This is a genomic window from Humiphilus diazotrophicus, from assembly GCF_059726315.1.
On the sequence record NZ_AP040870.1, the window covers coordinates 3,241,305 to 3,257,128 of the forward strand.

A 15,824-nucleotide genomic window follows, 5' to 3' on the forward strand; every position below is an offset into this window, starting at 1 on the left:
GAGAGATCTTTTCGCTTGCCAATGCAGAGTACCGGATTATCCCTTGATGCCTCCCATTGCCGACAGACCGGGTGGCATCTCTGGATAGAGATTAAGACACACCTACACTCGATGAAGTTTCGACGAAGTTTCGACCGTCGCCGTTGCTGCCATCTTCTTAAAGGTTATGATGCTAAATTCCGGAATTTCACCCGGCTTTCACCTTTCCATGAACCCCGGCATCAAGTTGGCGCATCTACCTTGCTGTGAATAGCCTACGTTTGATGATCCCAGTTTCGAGATCGGACCACGGCTCTATTAGATTTAAGTAAGGAGGTTTTCTTTTGGCATACGAATTAGCACCCCTGCCCTACGACTACTCGGCGCTGGAACCCCACATTGATACCGAGACGATGAAGCTTCACCATGACAAGCATCATCAGACCTACGTCAATAATCTGAATGCGGCGATCGAAAAGCATCCCGAGCTGAGCAAGCACACCCCTGAAGATCTGCTCCGCAACCTTTCCAGCATTCCCGAAGACATCCGGACAGCGGTTCGCAATAGTGGCGGCGGCCATGTAAACCACACCATGTTCTGGTCCCTCATGAAGCCCAATGGCGGCGGAGAACCGACCGGAGCAATAGACGAACAGATTAAGAAGGACTTTGGCTCCTTCGAAGATTTTAAGAAGCAATTCAACGAGACAACAGCCAAGCAGTTCGGCTCCGGCTGGGGCTGGCTGGTCTATGAAGGCGGCAAGCTGAAGATTGTTACCTCCGCCAATCAAGACAGCCCACTCTCAAGCGGCCTTTACCCGATCCTCGCAAATGACGTCTGGGAGCATGCCTACTATCTCAAGTATCAGAACCGGCGTCCCGACTACCTGGCAGCTTGGTGGAATGTCGTAAATTGGGACGAAGTTAACAAGCGCTTCGAACAAGCCAAGAAGTAGAGTTTCCTAACCTCTGAGCCCCGGCATGCCGGGGCTCTCTAGTTGAATTCGTAAACAATGTAGTAACAGCTACGGAAGACTTTGTTGCCGCCATTGGCTGCTTTTCCCCCTCTCCTCCGTCCAACAATTAAGCCCTGCACTTCAGGCGTGAGGATATCTTCTTTGTTTCATCAGCGTCTTTTGCTAGTAGCTTCGGTTCTCTTTGGACTTCACATTTCTGCCATTGCCCAGAACATTCCTGCAGGGTCCTCCAGCTACACCCTCAACCTCAGCGGGAAACCTTGTGGAAAGATCTCCTCCAGCATTACTCCTGGCACTAAGGGCTACACGCTGAAAACGATAGCCAAGCTGCAGCTAGGGGATACGCCCTTTGCCTTCTCACGTACCGGGTCTATCGATCGGCAATTGAACCCGGTAGAGGAAATACTCAGCGGCAGCGTCAATGGAAAAGCCGTTGTCTTCGGACTTGATGCCTCGGCAGGGAAATACAACATCAGGATTTCAGCTAATGGCAAGCAATACTCAAATACGCTTAGCCCGCACGCACACACCGTCTTCCTACCGGATTTCGATCCGGCTGCTGCACAGATCCTTGTAACAGAGATAGCTACCAACCAAGAGGTTTGGGTTCTTATTCCCAAACAGACAGGGTTGCTTAATACCGTTCAAACAGTAAAGCACTCGCTCAAACAGGGAACTCTCGACGGGAGGCAAATTGGAGTTCAACACTTTACCGTCACCATAGCGGGAGTAAGTAGCGATATTTTCGCAACAACCACAGGCCTATTACTTCAGCAGGAAACACCGGAACAGGGATTCGCGTTGATTCGCGATGGATTTGAGCTAACGCCATCCACAACAGATACAACACCCAGTGATCCCCCTTCGCAAAAGTAGAAAGGGCTGCGCCGCATTGTCTATTGTGTAGACGTTCCTATAGGTCGTGCATGCTCTAAGCGTGCAAATCGTGATCCTGACGAATGTAGCTCCCAACCCACCTTTTCCGAACAAAGCAACCCGCTCCCGGCAGCTTCCGCAATCTTCATTCCCCCGGATAGTCATGGAGAGACTTCCTATACAGGCTCAAACCTGCTTCAAAATCGAATCGCCATCATCCACCGACGGATATGGCAATTGCTGAACTGACAGAATTCTCATCAGCTTCTCCCGAAGAAGCAGGTAATGCATCACTAACAGGCATAATAAGAAAGAGACGTGATCACTCTTTAGGTGGTCACGTCTCACGGTAATTAACGGAACTATACCAAGGAACTTAAACAGTTCAAAACGTAAGCCTGCCAACTAGCTGCATACTTCTGCCATTTACTGTTAACGAACTGATACTTGTTGAAGCATTGCAGAATGCCGATGACCCGGCGCAAGAACCAGGAGTCAAGGTGCTATTGGGAAGCCCGAAGCTCGGATGATTCAGTGCATTTGTGGCATCGGCGCGGATCTGAAATTTGATGTTTTCTCGAATCGAGAAGGTTTTACCCGCCGAGAGATTGATATTTGTCAGCCCTGGTCCATATACGCTGTTCCTCTTCATATTTCCGAAGGTTCCAGCTGTAGGAACAGCATAAGCGGTTGGGTCATACCATTTCTGCCAACTTTTGTTCGTAACAGATTTCGGGTTTCCAATAACATTTGGGAACCAGTTCCCCGCCTGTGAATACGAGTTGTTCACGCTCAGTACAGGAGTGAAAGGATTTCCCGTCATTGTTACCAATGTTCCGGAAACCTGCCAACCGCCGATAAACCTATCGAGAATGGAATTGTTGTACAGGAATTTCTTCCCTTTCCCGAAAGGTAACTGATAAACGGCATACCCTTTAAAGGCATGGCGAACATCGAAGTTGGAATTTCCATAGTTTGCAGACGGTTTATAGGAATTCTGATAGACCTGCTTACCAAAATAACTACCCCGAGCAGATGAGTCCTGTTCGTCCAGGAAGTGAGACCAGGTGTAGTTGAAATTGAAGCTCAAGCCTGACGTCATGCGCTTGCTGATCTGAGCTTGTAAAGAGTGATAATTAGAAATCGCATTATTTGTGCTACCACCGCTGATAGAGCCAAAACCAGGGTAGGGGCGAGACTTCGGACTATCGTCCACAGCCAGCTTCGACTCCGGCACCTGGTTGATATCAACTGGGAATGGCAGATCAAATCCATGACTCGCGACATACGAAATTTCCGCGGTCATATCTCTTCCGAGCTGATGCTGGATACCAAAATTCCACTGAAGGTTCTTTGGGAGCGGAGTGTGGTATTGGTTGTAGGTCACGTTCTGCCCGTTAAAAGCTGTCGGCGAAGTTGTCGGCTGCGTATAGGGAAGATTGGACCCATTGCCGGAAAGGAGCACTACAGGCGTACGGCCATTCGTTTGGTCGCTAATGCTACCCGAGGGAGTTTTCGCAGAGCCCAGAATATTGGCATAGGTATCGATACTCCAGTTATAGGAGTACAAGCCCATTCCACCACGAATTGTCATGTTGGGCCGCACCAGCCAGGAAAACCCTACACGCGGCATAACGGTACCAAGAACATCCGCTTGGGCAGCCTTTCGTCCGTGAGCACCGGTCGACGCATACCACATCGCACCGTTAGTCCCGGTGAGCTCATTAAAGACTTCAGGATCGAAGGCTCTGATATTATTCTTCACCTCATTCCATCCGTGTTGAATTTGATAGCGAACACCGACATTCAAGGTGAAGTTTGGAGTCAGCTTGATGTCATCCTGAATAAACATTTGCGGACTCTTTAAGCGCGCACCATATTCAGGAGCAATACTTGCACTCCAATTCTGGGTATAGCCCAAAAGGAAATCCGCATAGGCACTACCCGTAGTGCTACTTCCCTGGGAAGCCTGGGTATAAACACCTGTATACCCCATTGTTCCAGGATTGAGGTTTCCCCAACCGGTTTTGTTCGCCTGGTAAACCAGCAGCTCCCCACCAACGTGGAGAATGTGTTTACCGCGAATCAGAGTGACAACATCGGAAGGATCATAGACGAACTGCTTATAAACAGCATTGGTTCCAGGCTTGAGGCTGAAATAGTTGGTGATGTTGATCGTCGGAAACATATCTGCCTTGGCAAACTTCCAGCCAAGCTTGCTGGGATATCCTTCCCCTACCGATTGAGTGCTCTTGAAATAAAGTTCATCGGTAAAGCCAAAGCGTGCCTCATTGATTGTGTTGGAATTGATGTTCCACACATCGGAAATGGAGGCATTATTACTGTCTTGATCATTCTCAGCACAGCCAATTGGGCACGATGCCGGTCCACGGTCATGACTAGGGTTATCTTGTGATGAATTGGAGATGGTCAGTCGGTTATTCGGATTGATGTCGTAGTCGAGTCGGCCAAAGTACTTCGTATAAGGACTCTTCGTGGGAACGTTGTAATAGTAATTGTTAAGTGCAACGCCACTAGACATCGAACCAGGAATAAAAGATCCAGTGGAAGGATGATTCGCAGGCGTTGGGAAATATGCCTGAATTGTCTTGGCTACCGAATCTATCATGCTGGAAGGAATTCGGTTTCCATTACCATACTCATCTGCGAAAGACCTGCGGGTAACCTTGGTTCCTGACACTACTTGAGTTGTCGGATCGTAAATTGTTGGAAAGCCTGTAAAGTCGCCACTCATAACAGCTTCTGTCGGAAACGTCGCATAAGATCCGCTTCCCGAAGCGCTCGTCTTCTGAATGCGATCGAAATTGAAGTAGAAAAACATCTTCTTCTTCAAAATCGGACCACCGACCGTAAAACCGAAATTGTTATAGCGAAGAGTGGAAACAACTACCTTCCGTCCAAATCCAAAGTTTGCAGCATTCATTGCATCGTTCTGCAAGTACTCATATGCGCTGCCATGGAAGTTGGCTGTTCCGCCCTTAGTGATTTGGTTGTAGATGATACCGCCTACTCCATACTGAGCGGAAAATGAGGATGTAGAAACCTGTAATTCAGCTACATTCTCGAAGACGGAATAGTCTGCATTAGAGCTTGTTGGCAGGGTGCTGTTTGCACCGTCGGCTAGAACCGAAGCATAAGGGAGATTTCCATTCGCAGCGACAAACTGGCCAGGATTTGCAGACCCGGCATTACTGCCGGGCGCACCGGAGGTTCCGGGAAGCAATATGACAAAGTTGTTCCAGTCCTGACCGACATTTGGTAATTGGGACATGGACTTCGCTTCGAGGGTGGTAGATTGCTCTCCAGTTTCAGTCTTCAGCAGTGGTACGTCGGTACTGACGACCACTTGCTCTTTGGCTGAACCGACCTTTAAAACTGCGTTGACGGTTGTAACACCGACCTGAAGGGTAATGGGGCCTTGAATATATGAGGCAAATCCGTCCTTACTGAAGGTAACCCGGTAGCTTCCGGCAATAATAGAGGAGGTGTCGAACAACCCAGAGGCATTCGTGGTGAATGTCTTTTCTATGTTGGTATCCAGATTGAGCACTGTAACGGTTACACCCGCAACTACCGCTCCAGTGGAATCCATTACCGTTCCACGGATGTCGCCGGAATTTGTATTTTGGGCAGTTGCAATATTCAAAGCGGCTACTGACAGACATAAAGCTGCAATATGCCTCAAGAATTTCATCTTTCCGTACCCTTTCTTCGTTTCGCACTCTTGCGAATGAGCCTGTTCACAACAAGCTCCCCTAGGCCCATTCCTCTGTAAATGTTTTCCGCTCCTGACGCACTTATTTCTCAGCGTTGGGCGTTACGAATCTTGCTGGCTCATCTTTTCGAAAGTAGTTAGTGCGCACGTTTACAGCGATAATGTACACGTGTTCACAAACGGGCCAAATTTACGCCATGGGCGAAAGCACTGTCAAGAAATGGTTTCATTAGAAAACAAAAGAGGAATAAGAGAAGTTAGCGTTCACAATCGACAAAGAGACGATAAGTGTTCATCGGGTTCCGCAGCAACTGAAACTGTTACTAGAGCGGAATCAGGGTTACTGTGTCCGATCCGGCAAGGGCTAGAGCCTTTTTCGCAAAGACGTAGACCAAGTCACAACAGCTTATGCGGCTTTCCGTTAAAGAAAGCCGCTCTTCGCTGTCGTCAGCGAGTCTATACATATGCGAAAAATGCTCTAAGAGCAGCTTTTCTTTGTGGAAAAGCTGCGCGATCTTCCGTGGCTTGCGGATACATCTACCCTGATTCCGCTCGAGCCGGGAGAAATTTATATAACTATGGTTTGTTGAAATCGATATCGCTGCTAAGTGAAAAACGGCCAGCAGGAAGAATAACCAATCCCGCTGACCGCTTCTAGGCTAACCGGGGTATTGCTGCCCGGTTTTTAGCTGACCGCTTCTTAGCTGAACTACTAATTCCAGTCTTCTTTGAAGATCGCGTGTGGAATCAGCTTCCAGTAGTCTTCCTGCTTCGCATCGTCCATGCAGGCCTCGATGATCTTGCGTCCGAGAGGATCGAGATCCGGAGTCAGGAAGAGCGAAAGCTCCTTCTTGAAGAACTCGCGCCACTGCCGCGCGCCTTCTTCGTAGACATCGTGTCCGCCCTGGATCTGCGTTTCCACATGCAGCAGCACCGGAGGAATCAAGGATCCCTCAATCTTCAACTGCTTAGGGATGTATCCCAGCACTGGACAGGCAGCCTCAACCAACTGCTCACGACTGAAGCGGGCACTGCCACGGCGTGCCAGATATTCGCGGCTGATCCACTCTGCCATGAAGCCGACCTTCCAGGCTCCGATGTGCTGATTCGGAATCAGGACGTGGCGAGTATCGGTGTTCTCGACGATCTGCTCTAACAACAGATTTGCTTGATCTACGCGCCGCCCGGTCGCAAATGCCCAGTAGGAACCCACTCCCTCGGACTGCATCTCCTTCACCTTGGCAGAATCCTGAATGCTCGGATTCGCATGACCGCGAGGAGCAACCAGCCTCCACAACCACGCCAATGCAGGACTCAGAATATGCAACGCGCCGATGATTCCGTACTGGCGGCTGTCCTTGTGAGTAGGAGGACACCGGACACCAAAGCTGCGTACATTCACAGCCTTCGGACCGGAAGCCACGTCCCCAATCATCTCGCGAGGAATGATGACCCGCGGATTCGGGCAGAGCTTTCCCGGTGCATCCTCGATGTGCTCCCAGGTCAGGCAGAACCCACCGGGAACAATGTAGTGATTCAGGAAGATCAAAGGCCGCTCAGGAGCCAGGCACAGTCCTTCCAGTGTCGGATCTGTTCCGTAGTGCTTGATGTGATCGACGCGGACAAACCACCCATTCTCGGCGTCGCAGATATTCAGCTTCTGGCCGTCGTTATAGGTCGGATGTGCGCAGGCCATATCGTCTGCAATCGGACGTAGGTGGCAGGCTTCCGGCAGAACCAGTGTCCGCTCTTCTCCTGTCACGACGTTCTTGCCCAATAGCAGACGTCCATCTCCGAGACGATGGATGTGCTCGGTCATCTCGCTCTTGCCGCCACCCGAAGCACCTTCGTGCATGATGACAATCTGATTTTCGTACGGAGTCACAACGGCAACAGCCGAGCAGTGATTCGTTGTCCAGCCCTCGCGTTCGCCGATATCCAGCAGCAGGGAGTAAACCCCCTTCTTTGCGCTCGGTCCCGGATACAGGTTGTAAGCGTAAATCTCCTGGTGCGTCGGCGTGCGATAGTGAACCACCACCTGTTTGCCACTGAAATGAGTGTGGCGGAAAGGCGGAGCAATGAACTGCACACCGGCATTCAACTTGAAGTTTGTCGGAACCTTGCTGCCGGGAATCATACCCTGCAGATCGGCCAGTGCCGCGGCAAAGAAACCTGCCTGCTTAGGACAGATCAGGAGAGCACCATATTTCAGGTCATCCGGCCCGGCGTAGAACGGGACCACAATCAATTCCTGCGTCTTTAGCCAGCTCAGCGTCTGCTGACGCGTTTTGTCGAAGGTCTCGCCAAATCTTTCCTTATAGGTGGGCTTGTCTGTGGGGAGAAGGTCACCGATCACCATTGCATTCGGATCGCGGCGGCGCATGGCTGGATCGGGGAAATTCACGGCCACACCATTACGGGCCTTCGTGACTTCTGCTTCTACTACCAATCCTTTGCCGGGGACGTTGAAGACCGATTCATAAGCGCCCATGTCCTCGCGATTGCTCAAACGCCAGTCAGTAGCGTCTTTATCACGACCTAGAGCCCAATTCAGCAAATCTTCGCGAGACTCGGGAACATAGATATCCATCGCCGCACTCAGCACTTCCATTACATGTGGCGGCAGGCCCAGGGACATCCATTCTTTTTTGAAATCGATCGTACGTACGGTCGGATTTGACACAGTCCTCTCCCCGCGCATGGGTATGCGCTGATACGGAATTGGCGACACAGATGCCGTGCGCCGGAAAATGAAGTCAGTGGATTACGCCGAGAGCATCTCTCGCTATCGTTGTTGTCGCAGAACGGCGACACCCGAATCAGTGTCATTCATCACTGCCAGCAACATCTCACTGAAAACAAAGTTATAACGAACCAGCTCCAAAACGATCACGAATTAGCTGCAAACCCTCTTCGCGACTGTGAATCTGCCCTTCTAATTGTGCATCTTCTGCAAGCAGCAGCATTTCCTTAAACTGCGGACCGGACTTGTACCCTGCAGCTAGGAGATCTCTGCCGGTTACAAGTAACGGAGGACGCACCGTTTCTTCCGGAGTCTCCTCAAAATGCCGCTTAGCAAAATCATAAAGCGTAAGGTCACCATGACTCGAGAGACAATCCATCCGATGGAGCGCTAAATGCTCCGGAAACTTCGGAATCCGCAGAAATCTCTTCAGCGTCGAGACCTTCATTTTCTCAACATCCGCAAAACGCATGTGATGTTGGACCAGGGCAATAATTTGTGCCGTTTCTTCATTAGAGAATCGCAGATTACGGCACAACTCTTCTGTGATCTTTACGCCTACTTCAACATGGCCATCAAAACGAATTCGATCCGGAGCGCGGCGAAAAGTCGCAGGCTTTCCCACATCGTGCAACAGAGCGCCCCAGGCTAGCGTAGGCGAAACGCCAGCTTCCAGCTTTTCCAGCAGCGAAAGCGTGTGAATCCAGACGTCTCCCTCGGGATGATATTGAGGAGGCTGCTCGACTCCCTTCATCTTTGCTACCTGCGGCAGGACCTGTTCCAAAAGACATGTTTCATCCAGCAGTTCGAAGGCTCTTCTGGCTCTCCCCTCGGTCAACATGCGGGTAAGCTCATCCCGAACACGCTCGCGGCTGACCTGACAGATCTCCGGCGCAAGAGCTCGAATCGCTGTCTTTGTCGCATCTTCCAAGGCGAAGTCGAAACGGGCGGCAAAACGAATCGCACGCAGAAGCCGCAGCTTGTCTTCAGTGAATCGCAATTCAGGCTTGCCGATGGCGCGGATCACACCTGCCCGAAGATCGTCCATGCCACCGACGTAATCCTTCACCGCAGCTGCGACGTTGCCACTCTCCTCAAAGACCAGAGGATCAAGCAACATCCCATTAATAGTGAAGTCGCGACGCAGCACATCCTCCTCTGCGCGTTGCGAAAACTGCACGGCATCGGGATGACGGCCGTCGGAGTAGCTTCCGTCCGAGCGGAAGGTCGCAACTTCGGTTACGTATTCACAGTCGTCAATCAGATCCGCAACCAGCACGACACCAAAGTGAGCACCTACGGCGAAGGTACGCTCAAATAGATCCAAAACGATCTTTGGCTCTGCATTGGTGGCGACGTCGAAATCCTTCGGCTCCCGGCCGAGAAGCATGTCGCGCACACAGCCGCCGGCAAAATAGGCCTGGAAGCCTTTGGCGCGCAAGCATTTGACAATGGCGGTAGCAGCTTCCCGTGCGGCGTGTGTCTCCTTCACCTTGGTCATCTCCTCTACTATAGAAAAAGGTGAGCATAAGATTTATATGATGAGTGCTTCGCAGACCACCGACGCCCTGGCAGGAAAAGGCTCCGGCCTTATTTTGGCCATCGAGAGCTCCTGTGATGAAACGGCCGCCGCGGTCGTAGAGCGGGGAGAAAAGACGATCTCCAGTGTTGTAGCTTCGCAGATTCCTACCCATGCGCCATATGGCGGAGTCGTGCCGGAGCTCGCCAGTCGTGAGCATCTGCGTAACATCGTTCCCGTAGTCCGAGAAGCAGTGACCCAGGCAGGTTGCAGCCTCCAGGATCTGGACGCCATTGCCGTCACCTCCGGCCCAGGACTTGCCGGAGCCTTGCTGGTAGGCATCATGTACGCCAAAACCATGGCCTCGGCGCTCTCCAAACCACTCATTGCCGTAAATCACCTCGAAGGGCACATCCACGCTGTGCTGCTGGAGCAACGCCAGGCCCGCGAACAGGCACACGGAGAAGCACTTCCGCTTCCATCGCTGGCTCTGGTCGTCTCCGGAGGTCATACACACCTCTACATTGCCCGCCAGCATGGAACCTCCTGGACCTATTCCAATATCGGGCGCACCGTAGACGATGCCGCAGGAGAGGCCTTCGACAAGGTTTCAAAGCTGCTTGGCCTGGGATACCCCGGCGGCCCCTGGATCGATGCTCTTTCGCGCCATGGAGACCCGCAAGCGGTTCCATTCTCGTTTGCACAGATCAAGCAAAAGGCCCACCTGCGCGGAAAGCCGGGACCGGAGCAGAATCGTCGCTTTCTCTTCTCCTTTTCGGGGATCAAGACCGCCGTTTTGCGCTATGTAGAGGTCCATGGACTAAAAGACTCTATCGACGAACGCCGCCGGGCTCTGGCTCAGATTGCCAAGCCTACAGCAGCCGACGCTCTGGCCCTCTGCGATGCCGAGACACTGGGGCTGATTGCGTCTTTTCAGCATGCCGTCGTAGGTGACCTGATAAAGAAGACCTTTGAAGCAGCCGAGTCGATAGGAGCCCAATCCATTTTGGTCTCAGGCGGTGTTTCTGCGAATCGCGAACTGCGTGTCCGCTTTACGGCACAAGCCGCCGACCAGGGAATTCCTATCGCCTTCCCTTCGCTTTCTCTTTCTACGGACAATGCCGCCATGATCGGAGCCGCCGCCTGGCCGAAGCTCCTGGCCCGCGAATTCGCCACCTCGGAACTCTCTGCATCGCCGTCCCTAGCTCTGGGACAGCCTCGCTAGAGCTACAGTCCTGACGGAAGACTGGTAAACGGGACTTTTGAGTTCCGGGGCTGCCCCACAATGTCATTCCCTCCACACTGATAGAATCTCCCTTGGTATTTACCGTCTCAATATCAATAGGCAACAGTACGTTTCGACATGACAACCCGTCTGTTTAATACCCTTTCCGGCCAACTCGAAGACGTCACCCCCGCTGACGGCACCACCTTCCGCATGTACGCTTGCGGCCCAACCGTCTACGACTACGGCCACATCGGGAACTTTCGCACGTTTCTCCAAGTGGACGTACTGCGTCGATTCCTGATTTTGCAGGGCATGAAGCTCCGTCACGTCATGAACATCACGGACGTGGACGATAAGATCATCCGCAACGCCAGCCAAGCCGGAGTCCCAATCGAGGACTACACCCCGAAATACATTCAGGCTTTCTTTGAAGACCTGGATGCCCTGGGAGTGCAGCGGCCCGAGATCATCGCCAAAGCCACCGAAAATATCCCGGAGATGGTCTCTCTCATTAAGCGGCTGGCCGAGCAGGATCTGGCCTACAAGGCCGAAGACGGCTCCTGGTACTTCCGTATCTCCCGTTTTCCTGAGTACGGCAAGCTCTCCAAGAAAGACTTCACGGGGATCAACGACGGTGCCCGAGTGGACGTCGACGAATACGACAAGGATTCGGCCCGTGACTTTGCCCTCTGGAAGGCCCCTCATCCCAACGAGCATCATTGGGAAACCGAGATAGGCCCTGGGCGTCCGGGATGGCACATCGAGTGCTCCGCCATGGCTATGAAGTATCTGGGCGAGAGCTTCGATCTTCATGCTGGTGGCGAGGACCTGATGTTTCCTCACCACGAGAATGAAATCGCACAGTCGGAATCGGCAACTCACAAGGATTTTGCACGCCAATGGATGCACGTTCGTTTCCTGCTGGTCGAAGGCAAGAAGATGTCCAAATCCGAGGGCAACTTCTATACCTTGCGCGATCTGTTGCTGAAGGGCTATAAGGCCTCGGCTATTCGGCTTTTGCTGATCTCCGTACCGTATCGCCAGCAGCTGAACTTCACCTTCGATGGTCTGGGTGCCGAAACCATGGCTATCGAGCGTCTGCGGACCTTCAAACAACGCATCGAGCAGACAAAGTGGCCGGAGTGCTCCTCCAAAGAGACTGTCGGGACCACTCCCGAGATTTGGGAAGCAGCGCAATCGGCCAAAGCGAAGTTCCACGCTGCTCTGGCAAACGATCTAAATACCGCCGAAGCACGTGCAGCCATCTTCGAGATGGTGCGCTTCGTGAATGTTCAGGCCGATGCCGGAAATTTCTGCGAAAAGGATAAGGCTCCAATCCTCGACGTACTGAAGGAATTCGATTCCGTCTTCGCCGTCCTGGAAGATCACGATGCCGAAATCAGCCGTTTTGCCATTGATTGGGCAGAGCGCGAAGGTCGTCTGGCGGAGGCCTCTCAAGAAGTGGTAGCTCAGCTCTCCCTCAGCGATGCGGAGATTGATGCCATGATCGAACAGCGGAATCAGGCACGAAAGAGCCGCAATTTCGCCAAAGCGGACGCAATCCGCAAAGAACTGGCCGATAAGGGCATTCTGCTGGAAGACAGCAAAGACGGCGTTCGCTGGAAGAGGAAGTAGGTCCTGAGATTTCCGCAATTCCGGGCCATCCAGCCCGCTCCAGCTTCAGGAATTCCGGAAATCTCTGTTACACTGGGTGAAGCAACTCAAGCGTTAACCGCTGGAAAGACCAGGACCTGCGGTTGTTTGAGTTCCCACCAAGATCGGGGAGTGGCTCAGCCTGGTAGAGCACCTGGTTCGGGACCAGGGGGTCGGAGGTTCAAATCCTCTCTCCCCGACCAATTAGATACCAATCGAAATTAAGTGGAATCAGCGCATGGTCTTCCGGGTATCCTAGTCTCGTTATGCAGATTGCTATCGATTTTCCGGAAACGCTTGCCGCACAGTTCACCGCAGGCGGAAAGGATCTCTCGCGCACAATGCTGGAAGCGCTAGAACATTTCCCTTTTAGGTGTACACTGATTTTAGGCGATACTCTGCGTAGCAAATATTTGATGGCGAAGGCATATTCCGATGACCTGCGGCGGAGGTTTTTGTCCGCTTATGAGCAGGATGAGGGAACGCTGGAGGAATTGGCCGAGCGTTTCATGGTCAGTGTGGACTATGGAAAGAAGCTGCGACGTCAGTTTCTTCGCACGGGTCAGATGGAGCGTGTAGAGCAGCAGCGCGGCACCCCACGCAAGCTATTCGATGGGCCACGAGAGCAGCTGCGTGCTTGGCTGAAGAAAGAGCCGGATTTGACGCTGGAGCAATTGCAAGACAAGTTGCGCACCGATTGCGGCGTAACAATCGGCCACGCCCAAGTAGCCCGTGCGCTGCAGCAGATGGGATTGAAGTTGAAAAAAAGTCACTCCACGCCAGCGAGCGAGATAGCGAAGAAAATCGTCGGCGGCGAAAGGAATTCGTCGAACGTCTCGGTACGATCGCGCCAGAAAAGCTGATCTTCCTGGACGAAAGCGGTGTGACCACACGTATGACCCGTTTGTACGGACGTGCGCCAAGTGGGCAACGAATCCACGAGAGCACTCCGGAAGGCAATTGGCAGATCCTCACCATTCTGGGCGCCATGAGCACCCGCGGCATCCTTGCTGCCATGAGCATCGAAGCGGCTACGGATCGGGAAATATTCCTCGCCTTTCTCGACAAAGTCCTCTGCCCAGCCTTGCAAGCCGGCGATGTAGTGGTCATGGATAATCTCAGCTCGCATAAGGTCGATGGAGTCCGTCAGCGCATTGAGGCACGCCAGGCCGAGTTGCTTTACCTGCCGCCCTACTCCCCCGACTTGAATCCCATTGAAAAAGCTTGGGCCAAGCTCAAGCAGATCCTTCGTCAACTCAAGGCTCGAACCACCGATGCTCTGGATCAGGCGATCTCTCAAGCCCTTGGCGAAATCTCACCGGCCAACGCTCAGGCATGGTTTCGTCTTTGTTTTCACGGTGTATAGCTGAAGGGGAAATGCTCTAGTTCTGGAAAGCTATTGAACAAAACGATTATCGGAAGCCGAGATTCGAGATCTGCTCTATTTCGATAGGCCGCATGGAAGTTCATGCCTTCTTGAAGGAACATGCGGTCTTACTCCACTATTCTCTCGATGATTTACAACGAGACAGAGAAACAGCATTGAAGATCCGGGCGAAGAGACAAAGGCATCTTCCTCTAACAAACAACAAGCGGGATGATTGTCGTAGCCGATACCACAAGAGCGGCAAAGTCCGAATCTTGCTAGCTGTAGTTATGCTTCTTTCCGGGGCAAGGCTACCCGGTCTAGACCAAAACAAGGCTTGAATTGATTTTATAAGGTCGGAGGCTTCCGCAAGAGTTACAGTGTCTACTAACGTCGAAGTGAGTAGAAAACTGCTGGATCAGGAGAAGCCTCCATGCATATTGTAGGATGTGATTTCCACCCCAGCGCACAACAAATCGCATTTATAGACACCGAAACAGGAGAGATCGTACAGAGACACCTTACCCACAACAACGGAGAAGCAGAACGATTCTATCGCGAACTGCCTAAGCCCAGTCGGATCGGAATCGAGACGACAGGCAACAGTCAGTGGTTCGTGGACCTGTTGTTGGAGGTAGGCCATGAGGTGTGGATCGGAGACGCAGCACGGATTCGAGCCAGCTATGTTCGTAAGCAAAAGAACGATAAGCGAGATGCAGCTCACTTATTGAAGTTGCTACTAGAGAATCGATTTCCACGCTTATGGACTCCAGACAAGGAGATGCGGAACCTGCGCCAGTTGCTGATGCATCGACACAAGCTGGTTGAGATTCGCACCCGGGTCAAAAACGGATTACACCACTTGGCGATGAATCGTGGCCTGCAGATGAGTCGCCGACTGTGGACCGAAGCAGGGCAAAAAAAGTTCGATGCCTTAGCCCTAGACGGATGGGCATCAGTTCGTCGAAAGGATTTGGAGACTTTGTTAGGCACCCTTAATGGCCAGATCGACAAGCTGGATCAGGCGGTAGAGTTGGCGGCCAAACAAGATCAGCAAGCACAGCTTCTAATGACTCAACCTGGAGTCGGTCCCATTACAGCGATGGCCTTTGTTCTCACCATCGGCGATGTGAGCCGCTTCCCAAATGGTAGGAAAGTAGCCAGCTATCTGGGACTCATTCCTTCCGAAAACAGTTCTAACGAAAAGCGCTATACAGGCGCGATTACTAAGCAGGGCAATTGTTTCCTGCGTATGTTATTAGTCGAAGCCGCACAGTCGGTAGTTCGTTATGATCCCGGCTTGCGGAAAAAATATCAGCATCGCTGTCATCACAAGGCAAAAGGGGTGGCCAAGGTGGCTGCGGCGCATAAGTTAGCAACACGACTCTACTGGATGATGCGCACCAATACTCCCTATCCAGAGATCGTCCACATCGAGAGCAGCTCGCGGGTGGCCCTGGTCGACTAAGGTTCCTTAGTCAGTCCGTTGAATTGATTGAGCGCTCTCGCATCCAGCATCGGCTGGATGTCCGCAAGCAGAATCATGATGAGTAGTGCAAGTCCGTATTGATGGGTGGTGGGAAGCTGTAGCTTCCCCCGGAAACTGATTCAAGAGAATGTACCAGAAGCTTTCACTTACCTCGACGATCTTGGCCAAATATCGGTGCTTCAACACCGCACAGGACATTTTTACCCTTGACAAAGCTGTTGACCTTATTGAGGGCCACCCCCGCCTTACTTAGCTAGG

The 15,824-nt window shown here is 52.2% G+C and carries 10 protein-coding genes and 1 tRNA gene; 8 read left to right on the forward strand and 3 right to left on the reverse strand.

Annotated features, from left to right (window positions below):
* Nucleotides 1-323: 323 nt before the first annotated feature.
* Nucleotides 324-935 (forward strand): superoxide dismutase, encoded by a 612-nt coding sequence (locus AC6I7T_RS13945; RefSeq protein ID WP_497794086.1) that lies wholly within the window; start codon nucleotides 324-326, stop codon nucleotides 933-935.
* 162 nt (nucleotides 936-1,097) lie between these two features.
* A complete protein-coding gene (locus tag AC6I7T_RS13950) occupies nucleotides 1,098-1,832 on the forward strand; it encodes a hypothetical protein (RefSeq protein WP_497794088.1) in 735 nt (244 codons plus the stop codon).
* 385 nt (nucleotides 1,833-2,217) lie between these two features.
* Here AC6I7T_RS13950 and AC6I7T_RS13955 read toward each other — a convergent pair whose 3' ends face one another.
* The 3 genes from AC6I7T_RS13955 to AC6I7T_RS13965 all read right to left on the reverse strand — a co-directional run bounded on the left by AC6I7T_RS13955 (nucleotide 2,218) and on the right by AC6I7T_RS13965 (nucleotide 9,812).
* Entirely contained in the window at nucleotides 2,218-5,547 is a 3,330-nt protein-coding gene (locus tag AC6I7T_RS13955; RefSeq protein WP_497794089.1) for a carboxypeptidase-like regulatory domain-containing protein, read from the reverse strand.
* A 733-nt stretch (nucleotides 5,548-6,280) separates the two neighbouring features.
* Nucleotides 6,281-8,251, reverse strand: coding sequence for a DUF4914 family protein (locus tag AC6I7T_RS13960; protein WP_497794090.1), 1,971 nt, complete (start codon nucleotides 8,249-8,251; stop codon nucleotides 6,281-6,283).
* Between the two features lie 181 nt (nucleotides 8,252-8,432).
* Nucleotides 8,433-9,812 carry a CCA tRNA nucleotidyltransferase gene (locus AC6I7T_RS13965; RefSeq protein WP_497794091.1) on the reverse strand — a complete coding sequence of 460 codons (1,380 nt, stop codon included), beginning with the start codon at nucleotides 9,810-9,812 and terminating at the stop codon, nucleotides 8,433-8,435.
* A gap of 40 nt (nucleotides 9,813-9,852) precedes the next feature.
* On the opposite strand from AC6I7T_RS13965, the gene tsaD reads away from it, so the two are divergent.
* The 6 genes from tsaD (at nucleotide 9,853) to AC6I7T_RS13995 (ending at nucleotide 15,545) form a co-directional block, all read left to right on the forward strand.
* On the forward strand, nucleotides 9,853-11,055 hold the full coding sequence (gene tsaD / locus AC6I7T_RS13970) for a tRNA (adenosine(37)-N6)-threonylcarbamoyltransferase complex transferase subunit TsaD (RefSeq protein WP_497794606.1): 1,203 nt from the start codon (nucleotides 9,853-9,855) through the stop codon (nucleotides 11,053-11,055).
* Nucleotides 11,056-11,193: 138 nt separating this feature from the next.
* Nucleotides 11,194-12,693 carry a cysteine--tRNA ligase gene (gene cysS / locus AC6I7T_RS13975; protein WP_497794092.1) on the forward strand — a complete coding sequence of 500 codons (1,500 nt, stop codon included), beginning with the start codon at nucleotides 11,194-11,196 and terminating at the stop codon, nucleotides 12,691-12,693.
* A 144-nt stretch (nucleotides 12,694-12,837) separates the two neighbouring features.
* A tRNA-Pro gene (locus AC6I7T_RS13980) sits at nucleotides 12,838-12,914 on the forward strand.
* 63 nt (nucleotides 12,915-12,977) lie between these two features.
* Nucleotides 12,978-13,574 (forward strand): helix-turn-helix domain-containing protein, encoded by a 597-nt coding sequence (locus tag AC6I7T_RS13985; protein WP_497794093.1) that lies wholly within the window; start codon nucleotides 12,978-12,980, stop codon nucleotides 13,572-13,574.
* The gene (locus AC6I7T_RS13990; RefSeq protein WP_497794607.1) at nucleotides 13,463-14,077 is read left to right on the forward strand and encodes an IS630 family transposase; all 615 of its coding nucleotides are present in this window, start codon (nucleotides 13,463-13,465) and stop codon (nucleotides 14,075-14,077) included. Before AC6I7T_RS13985 ends, AC6I7T_RS13990 begins: the two co-directional genes overlap by 112 nt.
* Nucleotides 14,078-14,510: 433 nt before the next feature.
* On the forward strand, nucleotides 14,511-15,545 hold the full coding sequence (locus tag AC6I7T_RS13995) for an IS110 family RNA-guided transposase (RefSeq protein WP_497791317.1): 1,035 nt from the start codon (nucleotides 14,511-14,513) through the stop codon (nucleotides 15,543-15,545).
* Nucleotides 15,546-15,824: the final 279 nt, after the last annotated feature.